Source organism: Janthinobacterium sp. Ant5-2-1 (assembly GCF_001445815.1).
Taxonomy (GTDB): Bacteria; Pseudomonadota; Gammaproteobacteria; order Burkholderiales; family Burkholderiaceae_D; genus Janthinobacterium; species Janthinobacterium lividum_E.
The window spans coordinates 33,995-53,708 of sequence record NZ_LNCE01000016.1 but is presented as its reverse complement, the minus strand read 5'-3'; the positions used below and the strand labels follow the sequence as shown (position 1 = coordinate 53,708).

The 19,714-nt window shown below is 63.2% G+C and carries 19 protein-coding genes; 8 read left to right on the top strand and 11 right to left on the bottom strand.

The window, feature by feature from the left end:
* Positions 1 to 10: 10 nt before the first annotated feature.
* Entirely contained in the window at positions 11 to 1,300 is a 1,290-nt protein-coding gene (locus ASN89_RS06100) for a D-amino acid dehydrogenase (protein ID WP_058048628.1), read from the bottom strand.
* Positions 1,301 to 1,406: 106 nt separating this feature from the next.
* Between ASN89_RS06100 and ASN89_RS06095 the strand changes: the two genes are divergently transcribed.
* From ASN89_RS06095 to ASN89_RS06085, 3 genes are all read left to right on the top strand, one after another.
* Positions 1,407 to 1,907, top strand: a complete 501-nt coding sequence (locus ASN89_RS06095) for an Lrp/AsnC ligand binding domain-containing protein (protein WP_034754979.1) — start codon at positions 1,407 to 1,409, stop codon at positions 1,905 to 1,907.
* Between the two features lie 148 nt (positions 1,908 to 2,055).
* A complete protein-coding gene (locus ASN89_RS06090; protein ID WP_034754978.1) occupies positions 2,056 to 2,403 on the top strand; it encodes a hypothetical protein in 348 nt (115 codons plus the stop codon).
* 77 nt (positions 2,404 to 2,480) lie between these two features.
* Positions 2,481 to 3,341, top strand: coding sequence for a tetratricopeptide repeat protein (locus tag ASN89_RS06085; RefSeq protein ID WP_058048627.1), 861 nt, complete (start codon positions 2,481 to 2,483; stop codon positions 3,339 to 3,341).
* Here ASN89_RS06085 and ASN89_RS06080 read toward each other — a convergent pair.
* A complete protein-coding gene (locus tag ASN89_RS06080; protein ID WP_414842505.1) occupies positions 3,318 to 4,286 on the bottom strand; it encodes a GlxA family transcriptional regulator in 969 nt (322 codons plus the stop codon). The two genes, ASN89_RS06085 and ASN89_RS06080, sit on opposite strands and share 24 nt — an antisense overlap.
* Positions 4,287 to 4,428: 142 nt before the next feature.
* Here ASN89_RS06080 and ASN89_RS06075 point away from each other — a divergent pair, with 142 nt between their 5' ends.
* A complete protein-coding gene (locus ASN89_RS06075; RefSeq protein ID WP_058048625.1) occupies positions 4,429 to 5,061 on the top strand; it encodes a cysteine hydrolase family protein in 633 nt (210 codons plus the stop codon).
* 54 nt (positions 5,062 to 5,115) lie between these two features.
* Positions 5,116 to 5,676: a YdcF family protein gene (locus ASN89_RS06070; RefSeq protein WP_058048624.1), complete on the top strand. Its 561-nt coding sequence runs from the start codon at positions 5,116 to 5,118 to the stop codon at positions 5,674 to 5,676.
* Positions 5,677 to 5,686: 10 nt separating this feature from the next.
* Here the strand turns inward: ASN89_RS06070 and glpK are convergent, their stop codons facing one another.
* The 8 genes from glpK to glpD all read right to left on the bottom strand — a co-directional run bounded on the left by glpK (position 5,687) and on the right by glpD (position 14,879).
* Positions 5,687 to 7,180 (bottom strand): glycerol kinase GlpK, encoded by a 1,494-nt coding sequence (gene glpK / locus ASN89_RS06065; protein WP_058048623.1) that lies wholly within the window; start codon positions 7,178 to 7,180, stop codon positions 5,687 to 5,689.
* A gap of 77 nt (positions 7,181 to 7,257) precedes the next feature.
* The gene (locus ASN89_RS06060; protein WP_034779106.1) at positions 7,258 to 8,985 is read right to left on the bottom strand and encodes an ABC transporter substrate-binding protein; all 1,728 of its coding nucleotides are present in this window, start codon (positions 8,983 to 8,985) and stop codon (positions 7,258 to 7,260) included.
* 72 nt (positions 8,986 to 9,057) lie between these two features.
* Positions 9,058 to 9,333 carry a DUF2160 domain-containing protein gene (locus tag ASN89_RS06055; RefSeq protein ID WP_034755012.1) on the bottom strand — a complete coding sequence of 92 codons (276 nt, stop codon included), beginning with the start codon at positions 9,331 to 9,333 and terminating at the stop codon, positions 9,058 to 9,060.
* Between the two features lie 28 nt (positions 9,334 to 9,361).
* Complete coding sequence (locus ASN89_RS06050; protein WP_034754968.1) at positions 9,362 to 10,168, bottom strand: carbohydrate ABC transporter permease; 807 nt, start codon at positions 10,166 to 10,168, stop codon at positions 9,362 to 9,364.
* Complete coding sequence (locus ASN89_RS06045; protein WP_034754965.1) at positions 10,165 to 11,049, bottom strand: carbohydrate ABC transporter permease; 885 nt, start codon at positions 11,047 to 11,049, stop codon at positions 10,165 to 10,167. The genes ASN89_RS06050 and ASN89_RS06045 overlap by 4 nt, the downstream gene beginning before the upstream one ends.
* Positions 11,049 to 12,149: an ABC transporter ATP-binding protein gene (locus ASN89_RS06040; protein WP_058048622.1), complete on the bottom strand. Its 1,101-nt coding sequence runs from the start codon at positions 12,147 to 12,149 to the stop codon at positions 11,049 to 11,051. The genes ASN89_RS06045 and ASN89_RS06040 overlap by 1 nt, the downstream gene beginning before the upstream one ends.
* 1 nt (position 12,150) lies before the next feature.
* Positions 12,151 to 13,245: an ABC transporter ATP-binding protein gene (locus tag ASN89_RS06035; RefSeq protein ID WP_058048621.1), complete on the bottom strand. Its 1,095-nt coding sequence runs from the start codon at positions 13,243 to 13,245 to the stop codon at positions 12,151 to 12,153.
* 74 nt (positions 13,246 to 13,319) lie between these two features.
* Complete coding sequence (gene glpD, locus ASN89_RS06030; protein ID WP_058048620.1) at positions 13,320 to 14,879, bottom strand: glycerol-3-phosphate dehydrogenase; 1,560 nt, start codon at positions 14,877 to 14,879, stop codon at positions 13,320 to 13,322.
* A 192-nt stretch (positions 14,880 to 15,071) separates the two neighbouring features.
* Here glpD and ASN89_RS06025 point away from each other — a divergent pair, with 192 nt between their 5' ends.
* The 3 genes from ASN89_RS06025 to ASN89_RS06015 all read left to right on the top strand — a co-directional run bounded on the left by ASN89_RS06025 (position 15,072) and on the right by ASN89_RS06015 (position 17,692).
* The gene (locus tag ASN89_RS06025; protein WP_185982124.1) at positions 15,072 to 15,830 is read left to right on the top strand and encodes a DeoR/GlpR family DNA-binding transcription regulator; all 759 of its coding nucleotides are present in this window, start codon (positions 15,072 to 15,074) and stop codon (positions 15,828 to 15,830) included.
* Between the two features lie 355 nt (positions 15,831 to 16,185).
* Positions 16,186 to 16,689: a MarR family winged helix-turn-helix transcriptional regulator gene (locus ASN89_RS06020; protein WP_046684031.1), complete on the top strand. Its 504-nt coding sequence runs from the start codon at positions 16,186 to 16,188 to the stop codon at positions 16,687 to 16,689.
* An 85-nt stretch (positions 16,690 to 16,774) separates the two neighbouring features.
* Positions 16,775 to 17,692 carry a pyridoxal-phosphate dependent enzyme gene (locus ASN89_RS06015; RefSeq protein WP_058048619.1) on the top strand — a complete coding sequence of 306 codons (918 nt, stop codon included), beginning with the start codon at positions 16,775 to 16,777 and terminating at the stop codon, positions 17,690 to 17,692.
* A 3-nt stretch (positions 17,693 to 17,695) separates the two neighbouring features.
* On the opposite strand, the gene ASN89_RS06010 is transcribed toward ASN89_RS06015, so the two are convergent.
* Positions 17,696 to 19,711: a diguanylate cyclase domain-containing protein gene (locus tag ASN89_RS06010; RefSeq protein ID WP_082654419.1), complete on the bottom strand. Its 2,016-nt coding sequence runs from the start codon at positions 19,709 to 19,711 to the stop codon at positions 17,696 to 17,698.
* Positions 19,712 to 19,714 lie beyond the last annotated feature (3 nt).

Here is a 19,714-nt window from a genome sequence, read left to right as displayed (position 1 = left end):
GGCCGCCATCTCAGGCCGCCGCGTGTTGCAGTTTGCCATGGCCCTGCGAGCCGCTGTAGCGGCTGACGGACAGGTCGTCGGCCAGGATGGCCGGCCTTTTCGACGACATCAGGTCGGCCAGCAATTGCGCCGAGCCGCAGGACATGGTCCAGCCCAGGGTGCCGTGACCCGTGTTGAGGAACAGGTTGCGCATCGGCGTGCGGCCGACGATAGGCGTGCCGTCCGGCGTCATCGGGCGCAAGCCCGTCCAGAATGTCGCTTCGGCCGTGTTGCCGCCGCCCGGGAACAGGTCGTTGACGACCATTTCCAGGGTTTCGCGGCGGCGCGGGTTCAGGTTCAGGTTGTAGCCGGCGATTTCCGCCATACCGCCCACGCGGATGCGGTCGTCGAAACGGGTGACGGCAATTTTATAAGTTTCATCGAGGATGGTCGACACGGGCGCCTTGGCCGCGTTGACGATAGGCACGGTGATCGAATAGCCCTTCAACGGATACACGGGAATGTCCAGCAGCGGCTTCATGAAGCCCGTCGAGTAGGAACCGAGGGCCACCACATAGGAATCGGCCTTGACGATTTCCGCGCCGCATTGCACGCCAGCGATTTCATCGCCCTGCGTCAGCAGCGCGTCGATGGACACGCCGTAGCGGAACTTCACGCCCAGCGCCACGGCCATCTCGGACAGGCGCGTGGTAAACAGCTGACAATCGCCCGTTTCATCGTTGGGCAGGCGCAAGCCGCCGAACAGTTTATCCTTGACCGCTTCCAGGGCCGGTTCGGCGCGCGACAGTTCGTTGCGTTGCAGTACTTCGTACGGCACGCCAGCGTCTTTCAACACTTCGATATCCTTGGCGGCGTCGTTGTATTGCTTTTCGGTGCGGAACAATTGCATCGTGCCTTGCTGGCGGCCTTCGTAGGTGATGCCCGCCTCGGCGCGCAAGACCTTGAAGCAGTCGCGGCTGTATTCGGCCAGGCGCACCATGCGTTCCTTGTTCACGGCATACGCTTCCGGTGTGCAATTACGCAACATCTGCCACATCCATTTCAGCTGGGCGGCGCTGCCGTCGAGCGAGATGGCCAGGGGCGCGTGGCGCTGCATCATCCACTTCACAGCTTTCAGGGGAATACCGGGCGCAGCCCATGGCGAAGCGTAGCCGGGCGAGATTTGCCCCGCATTCGCGAAGCTGGTTTCCAGTGCAGGGCCCGGCTGGCGGTCGATGACGGTCACCTCATGTCCTGCCTTGGCCAGATAGTAAGCACTGGTGACGCCGATGACGCCGCTACCCAGAATCACGATACGCATAGTTTCCTCATTATATTTTTTTAGGCTGACGCCAGATTAACCGCTATCATATTGGGAAAGAGCCAGTATTTGTTCACGTATAAATCGAGATATTCAGCAATAAATCATGAGAATCCTTAAAGAATCGGCACGTGGCCTCGACAAGCTGGATCGCCACATCCTGCGCATCCTGCAACAGGATGGCCGCATCTCGATGAAAGACCTCGGTGAACAGGTGGGCCTGTCCATCACGCCTTGCATCGAGCGGGTCAAGCGCATGGAGCGCGACGGCGTCATCACGGGCTACCATGCCAAGGTGAACCCGGCCGCGCTGGGAGCCAAGCTGCTCGTCTTTGTAGAGATTACGCTCAATCAAAAATCCGCGTCCGCCTTCGAGCAATTCCGCCGCGAAGTGCTGCAGATTCCCGAGGTGCAGGAATGCCACCTGGTGTCGGGCGACTTCGATTACCTGATCAAAGCGCGCATCCATGAAATGGCCGAGTACCGCAAATTGCTGGGCGACATGCTGCTGCAGCTGCCCGGCGCCGCGCAATCGAAAAGCTATGTGGTGATGGAAGAAATCAAGGAAACGCTAGCGCTGTCGACCGACGTATTGCAGAGCCGGTAAAAGTACCGGCTGCCGGCACCAAAGGAATCGTTTTATGCACCTTTGTATAATCTTGTAGCACATTGCCTGGTTCGCAAGCACACTCCTCTCCTGACATCACGCCCGTCCCCTCTGAGATTGGAAGCAGTGATGCACACTGGGAGTCCGTATGAACACATTGATAAAACTGGCAGCTTCCTGCCTCGCGGGCCTGGCCGTGGCCATGTGCACCGCCAGTGAATACAAGGTCAACCGCGCGCCGGACAATGGCGCCATCTATCAGAACATCAAGGTGGGCAAGACCACCCGCCTCGACCTCGACGCAGCCCTGGGCAACGCCACCGTCGTCAGCTTCGATCCCGGCTATGAAGTCTGGGTCTACAAGAACCAGCTGCAAGCGCCCAAGGTGACGCGGCTGATCCCCCTGCTGGGCGAAAAAGGCACGCGCGAAGTGGCCGTCATGTTCGACCAGGCTGGTATCGTCAGGAAATTCCGGATACACGAGCCGCGCAAGTAGGCCGCGCAAGCAAACCATGGGGACGCGCCCGCCGCGTCCTCTTGTTTTACACTGGCGTTTTATCCTCCGGTGCCTCCATGCAATTACCCACAAGCCTCGCCCACATCTCGGCGGAACCAGACTGGCAACACACGACAGCGTATCCACCGCTCGGTTTTATTCCCTTCTCTGAAGGCGCGCTGGGCAATGGCGACACCTTCGGCCTGTACTGGCCCATCGGCAGCGAAGCGAGCGAGCCCATCGTCGTCGAGACGTGGCACGACGAATGGCGCATCCAGCCGCACTTTTCCAGCCTGGCGGCGTTTCTGCAAGCCCACGCGGCCGCGGAAGACGAGTATGTCGGCACGCCAACGCTGGCCGACGACCCCGCCTCGCCGCGCGCCGCCTTCCTGGAAGCCAAGGAACAGATCGCACAGCGCAATCCAGAGGCGGCCATCGCCCTGCTGGAAGCGGCGCTCGCCATCGTTCCCGAATATACGGATGCCCTGGCCTTGCTGCACGGCCAGTATGTGCGCGCGGGAAGAACCGATGACGCCGTCAGGGTGGCCATCCAGGCCATCATCTCGCCGCCCTCATTTGGCGGCCCGCCCCTGAAAGCCTTGCAATGGCTGCGCACGCAGCCGGTGCCGGATGGAGAACCTGATCCCATCTGGCGCGCCTGCGGGCAGTTATCGTTCAACTTTGGCGGCAGCAAGGAAAATGCCGATTACCCCGTGCTGCTGGCCGCCATCGACGACTACCTGGCCCAGGGCGACTCGATACGCGCCTCGACCCTGATGCAAACCTATGCCGAACTGATGAGCGCGGAAACCGTCTCGTTCCAGGAACGCTACGCCTTCGAGCCGGCCGCCTTCATCGCGCGGCAAATCGCCGTCAGCGCGGGGCTGCCGCAGGGCAGCCGGGACCCGGCGGCGCTATGGTCCAACGACCTGGCCTAGCTGCTGCCGGAACAGCTTGCGATACGCCGAAGGCGACGTCTGCAAGTTCGCGCGGAAATGCTGGCGCAGCGACAAGGCCGTGCCAAAGCCGGCCTCTTGCGCCACGACGTCAATCGAAGCCCCGCTCTTTTCCAGCAAGCCTTGCGCATGCGCCAGGCGCTGGTTCAGCAGCCACTGCTTGAACGACGTGCCCATGGCCTGGCGGAAGTGGCGCGTGAAATTGCGCCGGCTCATGGCCGCCTGTTCGGCCAGCGCATCGATGCTGTGCGCCTGGCCCAGGCTGGCTGTCACGCTGGCCAGCACGTCGGCAAAGCGCCCTTCGCTGCCGGACACGGGCAGCGGGCGCTCGATGAATTGCGCCTGCCCACCCTGGCGGTGCGGCGCCACGAGCAGGCGGCGCGCCACCCGGTTCGCCACTTCGGCGCCCGCCAGCTGGCGCAGCAGGTACAGGCAGCAATCGAGGCCGGCCGCCACGCCGGCCGACGTCAGCACGGCGCCATCGTCCACGTACAGCACCTCCCGGTCCACCCTGACCTTGGGATAACGGGCCGCCAACCGGTCCGCCATGCCCCAGTGCGTGGCCGCGCTCTTGCCATCCAACAAGCCCGCCTGCGCCAAAGGAAATGCGCCCAGGCACAGGCCCACCATGCGCGCGCCGCGCCGGCTCGCCATCTGCAGCGCAGCGACCAAGGGCAGCGGCGCATCGCGGCAATCGTCGTGCCAGGCCGGCATGATGACGATATCGGCGCCCTCCAATCCTTCCAGGCCGAACTCGGGCGTGATGCCGAAGCCGGCCGCCGTGCGCAAGGGCACGGGATCGGCGGCGCACACGCGCACGTGGAAAGGCGGCAGATCGGCCTCGTCGGCCTGGGCGCCAAATACGAGGCAAGGCACGGACAAGTGAAACGGCGTCATGCCGTCGAAGGCGATCACGGCCACCGTCAACGGAGCGGGCAAGGCAAGAGAAGTAGTCATGGCCCGATTTTATCGCAGATAGTCCTTCGGGCCACTTTTTATTTGCGCCCCGCAGCCTGAAAATGGCTGTATCGAGGAGCTGTTTCCTCTTTCAACCACTCAAGGAGAACCCATGTCCAGCACCCCACGCCGCGCCCTGCTCGTCATCGACGTACAAAATGAATACTTCACGGGCGACATGCCCATCGAATATCCATCCGTCGACATTTCCCTGCCGAACATCGTCCAGGCCATGGCCGCCGCCCGCGCCGCCAGCGTGCCCGTGATCGTCGTCCAGCACGATGCGCCGGAAGCTTCCCCCATCTTCGCCAAGGGCAGCGACGGCTGGCAGCTGCATCCGCAAGTGGCAGCGTTTGCCGCCGACCACCGTATCAACAAGACCATGGGCAGCGCGTTTGCGGGCACGGACTTGCGCGCATGGCTGGCCGGCCACGGCATCGACACCCTGAGCGTGATCGGCTACATGACGCACAACTGCGACGCGGCCACCATCTACCACGCCGCGCACGACGGCCTGCAAGTCGAGTTCCTGCAGGACGCCACTGGTACCCTGCCCTACGCCAATGCGGGCGGCACGGCCAGCGCCGAGGAAATCCACCGCGTCTTCAGCGCCGTATTCCACTCGAATTTCGCCGCCGTGGCCAGCACGCAAGACTGGCTCGATGCCGTGCGCGAAGGCAAGCCGCTGGAAATCGACAATATTTATCTGTCGAACCAGCGCGCGCGCAAGGCGCAGTCGAACTGACGCCGGCGGGAATGGACGGGTATCATGCGTCCATTCCCAACTTGATGATGAACGATGCGAAAAATAATTGTGCTCGGTTCAAGCGCTGTCGGTGTTTTCCTGCTGGCCACCGCCGCCTTGGTGCTGGCGGGCCTGAACGACAAACTTGCCCCCGCCGACGTGATCGTCGTGCCCGGCAACACAATCCTGCCCGACGGCACGCCCAGCCCCCGCCTGCAGGCGCGGCTCGACGTGGCGCTGAAACAGTTTCAGGAACACAGGGCGCCGCGCATCCTCGTCAGCGGGGCGACGGGCAAGGAAGGTTTTGACGAGGCCGCAGCTATGGCCCGCTACCTGCAGTCGCGCGGCGTGCCGGCTGGCGCCATCATTGAAGATAATCAAGGCTGGACGACGGACGCCACGGCCCGCAACGCGGCGCAACTCATGCGCGCGCATGGTTGGAAGACGGCCATGGTTGCCACGCAATATTTTCACGTGCCCCGCTTCCGGCTGGCGCTGGAGCGCAGCGGCATCGCCGTCAGCGGCAACGTGCATGCACCCTATTTCGAGCTGCGCGACCTGTATTCCGTGCCCCGCGAAACGGTAGGTTATGCCGTGTATTTCATGCGCCACTGAGCACGAGCTTTCACTCACTCCAGTCGCGCGAGCGTTCCACTGCCCGCTGCCACTTGTGCAGCCGCGTCAAGCGTTCATCGGCCGCCATGGCCGGCTCGAAACGGCGTCCCACCTGCCACTGGGCCGCGATTTCTTCCTGCGATTCCCAGAAACCCACGGCCAGGCCCGCCAGGTAGGCGGCGCCCAGGGCCGTCGTTTCCGTCACCACGGGACGCACCACGGGCACATTCAAGATGTCGGCCTGGAACTGCATCAGCATGTCGTTGCGGGCAGCGCCGCCGTCTACGCGCAATTCGGAAAGCGCGATGCCCGCGTCGTCCTGCATGGCGGACAGTACATCCACGTTCTGGTAAGCCACACCCTCCAGCGCCGCCCGCGCGATGTGCGCCTTGCCCGTGCCGCGCGTGATGCCGATCAGGGTGCCGCGCGCATACGGGTCCCAGTACGGCGCGCCCAGGCCCGCGAACGCGGGCACGAAGACGAGGCCGCCCGAATCGGGCACGCTGGTGGCCAGCGCTTCCACTTCGGACGAGTCGCGGATGATGCCGATGCCGTCGCGCATCCATTGCACGGCAGCGCCCGCGATGAAGGCGCTGCCTTCCAGCAAATAATCGGTCTTGTCGCTGCCGGCGCCCAGGCTCCAGCCCACCGTCGTCAACAGCCGGTTTTTCGATGGCAAGGGGCGCTTGCCCACGTTCATCAGCATGAAGCAACCCGTGCCGTAGGTATTCTTCGCCATGCCCGGCTTCAGGCAGGCCTGGCCGAAGGTGGCCGCCTGCTGGTCGCCCGCGATGCCGGCGATTGGCACGGACACGCCCAGCAGTGCCGCATGCGTGTGCGCTGCCACGCCGCTCGAGGGCACGACATCGGGCAGCAGCGAGGCGGGAATGCCCAGCAGCGCCAGCAAGTCCGTGTCCCATTGCAGGGTGTGGATATTGAACAGCATGGTGCGCGCCGCGTTGCTCGTATCCGTCAAGTGGGCGCCGCTCATCTTGTAAATCAGCCAGCTGTCGACGGTGCCGAAGGCCAGCTCGCCCCGCTCGGCGCGCGCGCGGGCACCGGGAACATTGTCGAGCAGCCATTTGAGTTTGGTGGCGGAAAAATAGGCGTCCAGCACAAGACCCGTCTTTTGCTGGATCAAGTCCGCCTTGCCCTGCTCGACCAGCTGCTCGCAATAAGCCGCATTTCTGCGGTCTTGCCAGACGATGGCGTTGGCGACGGGTTCACCCGTGGCGCGGTCCCACAGCACCGTCGTTTCACGCTGGTTGGTCACGCCGATGGCGGCCACGTCGCTTGCCGCCACGCCGCTGTCGCGCAGCACCTGCTGCAGCACGCCTTCTTGCGAAGCCCAGATTTCGTTCGCGTCATGCTCGACCCAGCCCGGCTGGGGGAAAATCTGGCGGAACTCGCGCTGCGCGCTGGCGTGCGGCCGGCCCGCATGGTCGAACAGAATGGCGCGCGAACTGGTGGTGCCCTGATCTAAAGCAAGTATGTATTTGGTCATTTTCTGGTGGTGCGAAAAACGGGTGAAAACAGGCACGGAGCCATCAAGCTCCGTGCCCTCAGCACTGCGGCGGCAGTTTACCTTACCTTGCCTTCTTTCCAGGCTTGCAGCAGCTTGTCGTAGGCTATCGTTTCACCCTTCGGTTTTTCATTCGCCAGCTTTTTCCATGGGGCGTGCTGGTCCGACAGATACTGGTTCGGATCGACCTTCGGATTAAGCTTGGGTGCACAGGCCTTCATGCCGGCCCGCTGCAAACGCGCCATGACCTGGTCCATTTCCTCGGCCAGGTTATCCATGGCGGCTTGCGGCGTTTTTTCCGCCGTGATGGCCGTGGCTACGTTCTTCCACCACAACTGGGCCAGCTTCGGATAGTCGGGCACGTTGTTGCCCGTTGGCGTCCACGCCACGCGGGCAGGGCTGCGGTAAAACTCGATCAAGCCGCCGTATTCGTTCGCGTGTTTCGTGAAGTAATCGTGGCGGATGTCGGAATCGCGGATAAACGTCAGGCCGACGATCGATTTCTTCAGCGACACGGTTTTCGACGTGACGAACTGCGCGTACAGCCAGGCGGCGGCCTTGCGGTCGTCCGGCGTGGACTTGAACAGGAACCAGGAACCGACGTCCTGGTAGCCGTTCTGCATGCCCTCTTTCCAGTACGGGCCGTGCGGCGACGGCGCCATGCGCCATTTTGGCGTGCCGTCCTTGTTGACCACTGGCAAGCCCGGTTTCGTCATGCCGGCCGTAAATGCCGTGTACCAGAAGATTTGCTGGGCGATTTCGCCCTGCGCCGGCACGGGACCCGATTCCGAGAAATTCATACCGTTCGCTTGCGGCGGCGCGTATTTCTTCATCCAGTCGATGTATTTCGTCAGCGCAAAGACGGCCGCCGGGGAATTGGTGGCGCCGCCGCGCGACATGGACGCGCCCACGGGCGTGCACTTGTCGGCCGCCACCTTGATGCCCCACTCGTCGACGGGCATGCCGTTCGGAATGCCCTTGTCGGCCGCGCCAGCCATCGACAGCCACGCATCGGTGAAGCGCCAGCCCAGCGAAGGATCTTTCTTGCCGTAATCCATGTGGCCATACACTTTCTTGCCGTCCAGTTCCTTCACGTCATTCGTGAAGAAATCGGCGATGTCTTCATACGCAGACCAGTTTTGCGGCACACCCAGCTCGTAGCCATATTTGGCCTTGAACTTGGCTTGCAAATCCTTGCGCGCAAACCAGTCGGCGCGGAACCAGTACAGGTTGGCGAATTGCTGATCGGGCAATTGATAGACCTTGCCGTCCGGCGCCGTCGTAAAGCTGATGCCGATGAAATCTTTCAGGTCCAGGCCAGGATTGGTAAATTCCTTGCCCTTGGCCGCCATGTAGTCGGACAGCGGTTCGACGGCGCCATAGCGGTAGTGGGTGCCGATCAGGTCGGAATCGGAAATCCAGCCGTCATAGATGCTCTTGCCGGACTGCATGGAGGTTTGCAGCTTTTCTACCACGTCGCCTTCCTGGATGATGTCGTGGCGCACCTTGATGCCCGTGATTTCCTCGAAAGCCTTGGCCAGGGTCTTCGATTCGTAGACGTGGGTGTCGATGGTTTCCGAGACCACGGAAATTTCCTTGATGCCCTTGGCTTTCAGCTTGGCCGCCGCATCGATGAACCACTTCATTTCAGCAAGCTGTTGCTGCTTGCTCAGGCTGGATGGCTGGAATTCCTTGTCGATCCAGGTTTGCGCCTGCTTGGCGTCGGCCAGGGCCGCATTCGACACGAGCATGGCCGCAGCCGCGAAGACCGTGAACTTCAATTTCATCGTGAATCTCCTTTTATAGTTTTTACCGGCCGCCTGCTGGCGGTACGGCATCCATCAACACCGGCAAGCCGGTTATCCCCAACGCATGACAATCAACAACAACACAAAACTGATGGCAGCCCCTATCGCCTGCTGCATTTCCGTAAACCCCGCCCACGCCAGGTTCACATAGGCCGCCGTGAGCAAGCCGATGAACAAACGGTCGCCGCGCGTCGTCGGCATGGGCAGAAAACCCTTGCGCTCGATGCTGGGCGAACGGATTTGCCACACCGTCATGCCGGCCAGCATCAAGCCGATGCAAATAAAGAAAATGGCCACTTCCGGCGTCCACGCCATCCAGCCGAACAGGCTGGCTGTGCTATCGGTATTTTCCATGTCACACCCTCCCCATCGCGAAACCCTTGGCAATGTAATGCCGCACGAACCAGATCACCAGCGCGCCGGGCACGATGGTCAGCACGCCCGCGGCCGCCAGCACGCCCCAGTCCATGCCGGCCGCCGACACCGTGCGCGTCATGGTGGCGGCGATCGGCTTGGCATTGACAGAGGTCAAGGTGCGCGCCAGCAACAGTTCCACCCAGCTGAACATGAAGCAGAAGAAAGCCGTCACGCCCACGCCCGACTTAATCATCGGCAAGAAGATGCGGATGAAGAAGCGGGGAAAGCTGTAGCCGTCGATATATGCCGTCTCGTCGATTTCCTTGGGCACGCCGGACATGAAACCTTCCAGTATCCACACGGCCAGCGGCACGTTGAAGACCATGTGCGCCAGCGCCACGGCCAGGTGCGTATCCATCAGGCCAACCGTGGAATACAGCTGGAAGAAGGGCACGAGGAAGACGGCGGGCGGCGTCATGCGGTTGGTCAAGAGCCAGAAGAACAAATGTTTATCGCCGACAAAGTTGTAGCGCGAGAAAGCATACGCGGCCGGCAAGGCGACCGTGACCGACATCACCATGTTCAAGGCCACGTAAATCATGGAATTGATGTAGCCGCTGTACCAGGAGCGGTCGGTAAAAATCGTGTGGTAGTTGGCGAACGTCAGCTGCTGCGGCCACAGACTCAAGACGCCGACGATTTCCTCGTTGGTCTTGAGCGACATGTTGAGCATCCAGTAGATGGGTAACAGGGACGCGAGCAGAAAGACGACGAGGATGGTGCTGCTCATTTTCTTGTGCATCATTTCTGGTCTCCCGTGCCAACGCGCTGCATCCACGTGTACAACACAAAGCAGAACAGCAGGATGATGAGGAAATAGATCAGGGAAAACGCGGACGCCGGCCCCAGGTCGAACTGGCCCACGGCCTTTTGCGTCAGGTATTGCGACAAAAAGGTGGTGGCATTGCCGGGACCGCCGCCCGTCAGCACGAACGGTTCCGTGTAGATCATGAAACTGTCCATGAAGCGCAGCAAGACAGCGATCATCAGCACATTGCGCAGTTTCGGCAGCTGGATGTAGCGGAACACGGCCAGGCGCGAGGCGCCGTCGATACGCGCCGCCTGGTAGTACGCGTCGGGAATGGCGCGCAAGCCCGCATAGCACAGCAGCACGACGAGCGGCGTCCAATGCCAGATATCCATCACCATCACCGTCAGCCACGCGTCGAGCGAATTGCCGTTGTAGTTGTAGTCAAAGCCCAGCTGGTTCAGGGTGTAGCCCATCAGGCCGATGTCGCCGCGGCCAAAAATTTGCCAGATGGTGCCCACCACGTTCCAGGGTATCAAGAGGGGTAGCGCGATCAGCACCAAGGCGAGGGACGCCTTCCAGCCGTCGGCCGGCATGCACAGGGCGATCAAAATGCCCAGCGGAATCTGGATGGCCAGCACGGAGCCGGAAAACAGCAACTGGCGCAGCAAGGCGCTGTGCAAGTCGCCGTCCAGCATGACCATGCGGAACCATTCGGTGCCCACAAACACCTTTTGCGTGGGGCTCAGGATATCCTGCACGGAATAATTGACCACCGTCATCAGGGGCAGGATGGCGGAAAAGGCCACGCACAGCAGCACGGGCAGGATCAGCAGCCAGGCGCGGCGGTTGTTATCGGTTTTACCGTTATGTATCATCAGGCCACCCGCTTATCGTTGACATAGTAAAGGGTGCGTTGCGGCGGAAAGCGCAGCCGCACAGCATTCCCGGCGACGGCGTCGATGGCGCGCAGCTTGGCCGCCACCGTCGCGCCGCCCAGCTGAAATTCCGCCAGGTAATGCGTGCCCATATTGCGCACGGCCGTGACCGTGGCGTCCAGGCAGTGATCACTTGCCTCGCCGCCCTCACCCACCGCCAGGCATTCGACGAATTCCGGCCGCACGCCCACCGTGATCTTCCCTTGCGCGCCAGACAGCGCCGCACGGGCGTCAGCGGACACGGCCAGTAGCTGTCCCGCCACGCGCACGCCGCCATCGTCCAGAGTGCAATCGAGCAAGTTCATGCCCGGGTTGCCGATGAAATAGCCGACAAACGTGTGCTCGGGCTCCTCGAACAGCGCTTGCGCGCTGCCCGTCTGCACCACTTCGCCCTGCGTCATGACGACCACCTGGTCGGCAAAGGTCAAGGCTTCCACCTGGTCGTGCGTGACGTAGATCAGGGACAATTTCAGTTCGTGGTGGATTTCCTTCAACTTTCTGCGCAGCAGCCATTTCAGATGCGGATCGATCACCGTCAGCGGTTCGTCGAACAGCACGGCCGCCACGTCGGGGCGCACGAGGCCCCGTCCCAGCGAAATCTTTTGCTTGGCGTCCACGGACAAGCCGCTGGCGCGCAATTTCAAGTCGCCCGTCAATTCCAGCATCTGCGCCACCTGCTGCACGCGCTTTTTCACCTCGATCTCTTTCCAGCCGCGATTGCGCAGCGGAAACGCCAGGTTGTCGTGCACGGTCATGGTGTCGTAGATGACGGGAAACTGGAACACTTGCGCGATATTGCGCGCCTCGGTCGGCAGTTGCGTCACGTCCTTGCCATCGAACAGCACCTTGCCATGCGACGGCTTGACCAGGCCGGAGATAATGTTGAGCAAGGTCGTCTTGCCGCAGCCGGACGGCCCCAGCAAGGCGTAGGCGCCGCCGTCATGCCACGCCATGCTCATCGGCCGCAGCGCATAGTCGGCGGGGGCCGTCGGGTTCGGTTTGTAGGCGTGGGCCAGGTCGACCAGTTCGATGCGCGCCATGTCATGCCCCTCCTTGCGCAGGAGCGAACAGCAGGCCGCCATCGCTGGCAAAGATCAGCAAGGCATGCGGCTGGCAATACACGGTGCAGGCGCTGCCAATCTCCAGGTTGTGCACGCCGCCGAGCTGCGCCACCAGGGCCAAGTCGCCCCGGCGCGCATGCACGTAGGTTTCCGAGCCGCTGATTTCCGCCAGATCCACCGTAGCTGCGATGGCCACGTCGCCATCGGACTGCGGCGAGAGATGCAGGCTGTGCGCGCGCACGCCGAGGATCACCTCCGTGCTGCTACCCAGGCGGGCGCGCTGCGCGCCGCTCAGGCGGATCGACAGGCCATCGGCCGCCTGCGCCACGCCGGCAGCATCCACGCGGGCGGGGATCAGGTTGATGGGCGGGTCGCTGAAGGTGCGCGCCACGTCGATGGAGTTGGGGGCGTTGAAGACGTCCAGGGTCGGCCCCTGCTGCAGCAATCGTCCCTCGTGCAGCACGGCCACGTGGCCGCCCAGCTGCAGCGCTTCCAGCGGTTCCGTGGTCGCGTACACAACCGTCGTGCTGCCAATGGAAAACAGTTCCGTCAATTCGCGGCGCAATTCCTCGCGCAATTTGTAGTCGAGATTGACGAGTGGCTCGTCGAGCAGCAGCAGCGACGCATCCTTGATCAGCGCGCGCCCCAGCGCCGTGCGCTGCTGCTGGCCGCCCGACAATTCTCCGGGCGTGCGCTGCAGATACGGCGTGATGTGCAGGCGCTCGGCCAGCGCCAGCACTTTCGTGCGTATCTGCTCCTCCGGCACCTTGCGCAAGCGCAAGGGCGAGGCGATATTGTCATAGACGGTGAAAGCCGGATAGTTGATGAATTGCTGGTACACCATGGCCAGGTTGCGTTTACTGACGGGCACGCCCGTCACGTCGACGCCATCGGCCGTCACGGTGCCCCCGCTGGGCTTGTCCAGGCCCGCCATCACGCGCATCAGGGTCGTCTTGCCGGCACGTGTCGTGCCCAGCAAGACGTTGATGGCGCCCGGCACCAAGGCCAGCGACATCGGATATAAAAAGTCGTCAGCCCCCTGCTTCCTGCTGATCTTGTCCAGTACCAGTTGCACGCGCTTCTCCTCCAGTGATGGTTTCTTATTCTTCGCCGCACCCTCTGCGGGGCGCGGTCGCCAACGTGTCCGTCTTACTGCGACAACGGGTGCTGCAACAACCAGGCGTCGAGCGTGTCCGCCGTCTCGCGCGGCAGGTGCAAGCCCAGCTTGGAGCGCCGCCACAGGATGTCGGGCGCGCCGACGGCCCATTCATGGCGCCGCAAATAGTCCACTTCCGCCGCGTACAGGCCGGCGGCAATTTCCTCGCCCATGGCCGCCACGTCCGCCCTGCCATCGAGCAGCACATGGATGCGCGTGCCGTAGGCGCGTGCATAGCGCGCCACCAGCGCCGCCGGCAGCCACGCATATTCGCGCTGCAAGCCTTGCACGAACTGGCCGAACTCGCGCACGGCCCGGTTCTGCGGCACGGCGCCATACACGTCCCCGCCGGGCAGGCAAGCCTGCTGCGTCCAGGCCGGACGTGCGTTGCCCAGCAAGGGCGCCAGCATGTCCATCGCTTCCTCGGCCAGCTTGCGGAAAGTCGTGATCTTGCCGCCGAAAATACTCAGCAGCGGCGCCCCTTCCTGGTCCAGCTCGAAGCGGTAATCGCGCGTGACGGCCTTGGCGTCGGCCGCCGCATCTTCCACCAGCGGACGCACGCCCGCATACGTCCAGACCACGTCGGCCGGCACAATGGGCTTGCTGAAATAGTAACTGGAAAGCTCGCACAAGTAACGAATTTCCTCGTCATCGATTTCCACCTTGCCACGGTCGCCTTGGTAGTCGAGGTCAGTGGTGCCGATCAGGGTGAAATCGTGCTCATACGGAATGGCAAACACGATGCGCCCGTCCGGATGCTGGAAGATATACGCGTGATCATGCTCGAACAGGCGCTTGACGACGATATGGCTGCCCTTGATCAGGCGCAAATGCCGGCCCTGCCCGCCCGGCGCCGCCTGCTGCAGGAACTCGGCCGTCCACGGCCCGGCCGCATTGACGACGCTGCGCGCACGCACGGTCGTCTGCCTGCCGCTGGCGTGCTGCAAGGTGGCCAGCCAAGAAGCGCCCTCCCCCTCGCCTTCGCGCGCCAGCATCGTGCAGCGCGTGCGCGTCAGCACGTGCGCGCCGTTGTCGGCCGCGTCGATGGCGTTCAGCACCACCAGGCGCGCATCGTCGACCCAACCGTCGGAATACACGAAACCGCGCTTGAATTCGGGTTTCAAGGGTTTGCCGGCCGCATGGCGCGTCAGGTCGATGCCGCTGGAGGCCGGCAGGATTTCCCGCTTCGCCAGCATGTCGTAGAGGAACAGGCCGGCGCGTATCAGCCAGGCCGGGCGCTGCCCTTTCGCGTGCGGCATGACGAAGCGCAGCGGCCACATGATGTGCGGCGCCGAGCGCAGCAGCACTTCGCGCTCGATCAGCGCCTTGCGCACGAGGCCGAATTCATAGTATTCGAGGTAGCGCAGGCCGCCATGTATCAGCTTGGTGGAAGCGGACGAGGTGTGGGAAGCCAGGTCGTCCTTTTCGCACAGCACCACGGACAAGCCCCGTCCCGCCGCGTCGCGCGCGATGCCGGCGCCATTGATGCCGCCGCCGACCACCAGCACGTCGCATTTGATCGCTGTCTCCACACCCTGTTGTGCTACGGCCATCGGGACTCCATGTCTGTCGGGGACACGCCGGCGCGGAAAGACTAGGCATCGCCGGCGACTGTCGTTAAGATCACCATTTCGTAATACGCATGCAATATGAATAAGGTTACGCCAGAATACGAACCCATAGCAACATATTTTTAGTACTATTTGTTCGTTTTTGTTCGTTTTGTGATTTTTAAAGAGAGCACCATGATCTTGAATCCCCGCCAGCGCCGCCTGCTAGAAGTGGTGCGCCAGAAGGTCACCATGTCCGTCGAAGAGCTGGCCCAGCAGCTGGACGTGACGCCGCAAACCGTGCGCCGCGACGTCAAGCAGATGGAAGAAGCGCGCCTGCTGGCCCGCTACCACGGCGGCGTGGGCTTGCCCTCGTCCGTGGAAAACATCGATTACAGCCAGCGGCAAGTGTTCAACAGCGACGCCAAGCGGCGCATCGCGGCCGCCGTCGCCGCGCAAGTGCCGCACGGCTGTTCGTTGCTGATCAATATCGGCACGACGACCGAGGAAGTGGCCCGCGCGCTGGGCCGGCACACGGGCTTGCACGTGGTGACGAACAACCTGAACGTGGCCGCCATCCTGGCCGACAACGCGGCCTGCGAAGTCATCGTGGCCGGCGGCGTGGTGCGCGGGCGCGACCGCGGCATCGTGGGCGAAGCCACCATCGACTTCATCCGCCAGTTCAAGGTCGACATCGGCATCATCGGCATTTCCAGCATCGACGAGGACGGCAGCCTGCGCGACTTCGACGCGCGCGAAGTGAAAGTGGCGCAAGCCATCATCGAACAGTCGCGCGAAGTGTGGCTGGTGGCCGACCAGCATAAATTCGGCCGCAAGGCACTGGTGCGCCTGGCCGACCTGGCGCAAGTCGACATCTTGTTTACGGATGCGCCACCGCCGCCCCGCTTTGCCGAAGTGCTGCGCGAAGCGGGCGTGAAAGTGGTGCTGGGCTGAGCGGGCTGCATTTCTGCGGGAAAACCTCGCCCTGTCGCGTGGGCAATACGTCTTGTGTGGGCCAGCATACAGAATGATATGAAATGTTTATCAATTCGGCAAAAATGCTGTTACCATTGATGCAACATGAGTTATTTTTTTAATCTTCCTCTCTAGCAATACGATTATTTGCTTGATATTGCTTTTTATGCACCTAGAGCAAGAAAAAAGGAAAAACTCTTTGCCGCTGAGTGTTTTCCTGTGAAAACAGTGTTAAAAATACCTCAAGTACGATGATTGTTCCCAAACAAACCACTCGACAGCAAGCGTGAAGGCCTTAACCATGCCGGCAACGCCGCCCAGTGAAGGAAGAGAAATGAGCCATAATTTTGAATCGGCCGCCATGCCGCAAGCCGCCCATCCCAACAGCGTCCCCGTCAGCGAGCTGGAAGCCCACCTCGGTTACTGGCTGCGTTTCGTTTCCAACCACGTTTCCCACAGCTTCCAGAAGAAAGCCGAAGCCAATGGCGTGACCGTGTCCGAATGGGTGGTGCTGCGCGAAATGTTCCGCCTGGGCTGCACCTCGCCCACGGTGCTGGCGCAAGTGTCCGGCATGAGCAAGGGCGCCGTCTCGAAACTGATCGACCGCCTGGAAAGCAAGGGCATGGTCAGCAAATCGATCCTGCTGGCCGACCGCCGCCAGCACTCGATCGAACTGACGACGGAAGGCGAAGCGCTGGTACCTGTGCTGGCCGAGATGGCCGACCAGAACGACGAGGAATTCTTCGGCAAGCTGCCGCGCCAGCTGCGCGACGACCTGCTCGAAGCGATGAAGGAAGTGGCGCGCACGCACCAGCTCAAGAGCGCCCCGCTGAACTGACAGCAGTAACACATACGGCAAGGGTGACGCGGCGGCGCGCGTGCTTCGGCTATGATGCTGGCCTGACTGTTTAACAGGAACACGCATGGCCCTGCACATCGAAACTCCCTTGCTCAACTCGCGCGCGCTGAGCCTGCACAGCGAACGCGCCATCTGGCTCAAGCTCGAAGCCTTGCAGCCGCCCGGCTCCTTCAAGATCCGCGGCATCGGCCTGGCCTGCGAAGAATACGCGCGGCGCGGCGCCAGCCGTTTCATCTCCTCTTCCGGCGGCAATGCCGGCATCGCCGTCGCCTATGCGGGACGCCAGCTGAACATTCCCGTCATCGTCGTCGTGCCGGAAACGACGAGCGAACGGGCCAAGGCCCTGATCGCGCAGGAAGGCGCCGAAGTCATCGTGCACGGCGCCGCCTGGCAGGAAGCGAACGCCCTGGCGCAATCCATGCTCACGCCGCAGGACGCCTTTTTGCACCCGTTCGACGACCCGCTGCTGTGGCAGGGCCATGCCGGCATGATCGATGAAGTGGCCAGCGCGGGCCTGAAACCGGACGCCGTGGTGCTGTCGGTGGGCGGCGGCGGCCTGCTGGCGGGCGTGGCCGAAGGCTTGCAGCGCAACGGCTGGGATGACGTGGCCATCGTGGCCGTGGAAACGCAAGGCGCCGCCTCGCTGGCGGCGGCCGTGGCCGCGCGCGAACACGTGGCCCTGCCCGCCGTGACGAGCATCGCCACGTCGCTGGCCGCGCGCCAGGTGTGCGCGCAGGCATACGCCATCAGCCAGACGCGCCGGCTGCACAGCGTGGTGGTGTCGGACCGGGCCGCCGTCGACGCCTGCCAGCGTTTTATCAGCGACCAGCGCCTGGTGGTGGAGCCGGCCTGCGGCGCGGCGCTGGCGGCCGTCTACTGCAAGGCGCCGGAACTGGCGCCCTACCGCAATGTGCTCGTCATCGTGTGCGGCGGCGTGACGGCCACCACGCAGCAGCTCGACCACTGGACTGCCACCCTGTAGTCGCTACGGCGCCGCCTCGAGCAGCGCCACGCCATCGCGGCCCTGCCCCTTGGCGGCGTACAGGGCCTGGTCGGCCAGGTCCAGCAACTGCGCCGCCGTCAGCCCGCCTTCGCGGAAGATGGCGATGCCGATGCTGGTCGTCACCGGCAGCGGGCCGCTGGCCAGCTCGAAGGGCTGGCGGATGGCGTCGATGATCTTGGCGCCAACCTGGCGCACTTCGGCCGCGCCGTTCACGCCTTCGAGAATGATCACGAATTCATCGCCTGCCAGGCGCGCCACCAGGTCGCTGGCGCGCACGCTGCGCACCAGGCGCGCGGCGAATTCCTTCAGCACCTCGTCGCCCGCCTTGTGTCCCAGGCTGTCGTTGATGGCCTTGAAACGGTCGATATCGAGATAGGCGAGCGCCATCGGCGCGCGCGTGGCCCGCGTGCGCTGCATGCTTTGCGCCAGCTGCTCGTCGAAGCGGCGGCGGTTGGCGATGCCCGTCAGGGTGTCGGTGGCGGCGGCAAACTGCAGCGCCGTGTGCATCGCCTTGGTCTTCGTGATTTCGTGAATCAGGCCATACACGCCTTCCACTGCGCCGCTCTCGCCCACGTCGGGCACGTAACTGGTCTGGAAGGCGCGCCGGCCGGCGTCCCCCTCGCCATCGATGGTAAATTCATACTCGACCTCCTCGCCCGCGAAGGCGCGCAGCAGGTATTGCTCGCGCAGCTGGTAGGCTTCCTCGCCCAGCACCTCGCGCATCGACTGCATCAGGCTTTCCTGCTGCGACGTACCGAACCATTTTTCAAACGTCGCGTTGATGAACTGGTAGCGGTGCTCGCGGTCGATGTAGACGATCACCACGGGTACGTGGTCCGTCAGCAGCTTCAGGCGCCGCTCGCTGTCGCGCGTCTGCGCCTCGGCCATTTCGCGCTCGGCCACCAGCGAGTAAAAATCGCGGCTCAAGTCGCCAATCTCGTCGCGCCGCTCGATTTGCAGCACGTCGATACCCAGGCGATGGCGGCGGATCTCATGCACCTGGTGGCGCAAGCGCGCCAACGGCTGCAACAGGCGCAGCACCACGCGCCAGCCGGCCAGCCCCGCCAGCGCGGCCAGCAGCACGGCGGCCAGCAGGATCTTGCTGCGGATGGCGTGCAGCGGCGCGAAGGCTTCGCTCATCGGATACACGGACGCCAGTATCCAGCCCGTCGAGGCGATGCGGTGGTAGGCGAACAGGGCATCGATGCCTTGCGTGGTGGTGCCCGTCATCCAGCCCTCATAGCCCTGCATGGCGCGCCGCGTGGGCACGCTGACGGGGCCATGGGCTTCGATATGCTGCATGATGCGCGACTTGTCGGGGTGCTCGACGATGACGCCCTCGCTGGTCATGATGTACAGGTAGCCGCCCGGGCCAGGCTTGAGCGAACCGAGACGGCCGAGGAAATCGGGCTGGCGCAGGTTGACGCTGGCCGCCAGCACATAGCGCACGCCGCCCTGCGCGTCGAACACGGGCTGCGTCACCACCACGATGGGCATGCCGGAAATACTGCCGTTGAGCGGCGCGGAAATCACGGAGCGCCGCGTCGCCAGCGTCTGTTCAAAGTAGGGACGCCCCTTCACGTTCAACCCCGCCTGCGGCTTGAAGGGACTCACGCTGGCCAGCACAAAACCGTCGACACCGACCACGCCGGCCGAATAGAACTCCTTGCTCAGCACTGTTTGCGCGGCCAGGAAGCGCTGCAGGCTGGCGCCGTCGTGCGCGCCGCCGGCCGCCAGGCTGTCCGCCATCGCGCGCAGCACATTGCGCTTCGCGCCGAGTTCCTCGTCGATGAAGACGGCGGCGCTGGCCAGCGACACGTACTGCTGGCGCCCCATCACGTCGCGCATGCCGCGCTCGGCCACGGCCAGGGTGGCCAGCGCCAGCGAAGCGACCGCGCCCAGCACGAGCAGGAAGACGACCATGCTCATGCGCGCTTTCAGGCTGGCTGGCAGGCGCCGGCGCAGCCATTTACGCAATGTATCCCTTGTCGCCGTCATGCC

Excerpts from the sequence above, each read along its gene's own strand:
- ASN89_RS06100 (WP_058048628.1), bottom strand. The coding sequence starts at position 1,300 with ATGCGTATCGTGATTCTGGGTAGCGGCGTCATCGGCGTCACCAGTGCT.
- ASN89_RS06095 (WP_034754979.1), top strand. The coding sequence starts at position 1,407 with ATGAGAATCCTTAAAGAATCGGCACGTGGCCTCGACAAGCTGGATCGC.
- ASN89_RS06090 (WP_034754978.1), top strand. The coding sequence starts at position 2,056 with ATGAACACATTGATAAAACTGGCAGCTTCCTGCCTCGCGGGCCTGGCC.
- ASN89_RS06085 (WP_058048627.1), top strand. The coding sequence starts at position 2,481 with ATGCAATTACCCACAAGCCTCGCCCACATCTCGGCGGAACCAGACTGG.
- ASN89_RS06075 (WP_058048625.1), top strand. The coding sequence starts at position 4,429 with ATGTCCAGCACCCCACGCCGCGCCCTGCTCGTCATCGACGTACAAAAT.
- ASN89_RS06070 (WP_058048624.1), top strand. The coding sequence starts at position 5,116 with ATGCGAAAAATAATTGTGCTCGGTTCAAGCGCTGTCGGTGTTTTCCTG.
- glpK (WP_058048623.1), bottom strand. The coding sequence starts at position 7,180 with ATGACCAAATACATACTTGCTTTAGATCAGGGCACCACCAGTTCGCGC.
- ASN89_RS06060 (WP_034779106.1), bottom strand. The coding sequence starts at position 8,985 with ATGAAATTGAAGTTCACGGTCTTCGCGGCTGCGGCCATGCTCGTGTCG.
- ASN89_RS06050 (WP_034754968.1), bottom strand. The coding sequence starts at position 10,168 with ATGATGCACAAGAAAATGAGCAGCACCATCCTCGTCGTCTTTCTGCTC.
- ASN89_RS06045 (WP_034754965.1), bottom strand. The coding sequence starts at position 11,049 with ATGATACATAACGGTAAAACCGATAACAACCGCCGCGCCTGGCTGCTG.
- ASN89_RS06040 (WP_058048622.1), bottom strand. The coding sequence starts at position 12,149 with ATGGCGCGCATCGAACTGGTCGACCTGGCCCACGCCTACAAACCGAAC.
- glpD (WP_058048620.1), bottom strand. The coding sequence starts at position 14,879 with ATGGCCGTAGCACAACAGGGTGTGGAGACAGCGATCAAATGCGACGTG.
- ASN89_RS06025 (WP_185982124.1), top strand. The coding sequence starts at position 15,072 with ATGATCTTGAATCCCCGCCAGCGCCGCCTGCTAGAAGTGGTGCGCCAG.
- ASN89_RS06020 (WP_046684031.1), top strand. The coding sequence starts at position 16,186 with ATGAGCCATAATTTTGAATCGGCCGCCATGCCGCAAGCCGCCCATCCC.
- ASN89_RS06015 (WP_058048619.1), top strand. The coding sequence starts at position 16,775 with ATGGCCCTGCACATCGAAACTCCCTTGCTCAACTCGCGCGCGCTGAGC.
- ASN89_RS06010 (WP_082654419.1), bottom strand. The coding sequence starts at position 19,711 with ATGACGGCGACAAGGGATACATTGCGTAAATGGCTGCGCCGGCGCCTG.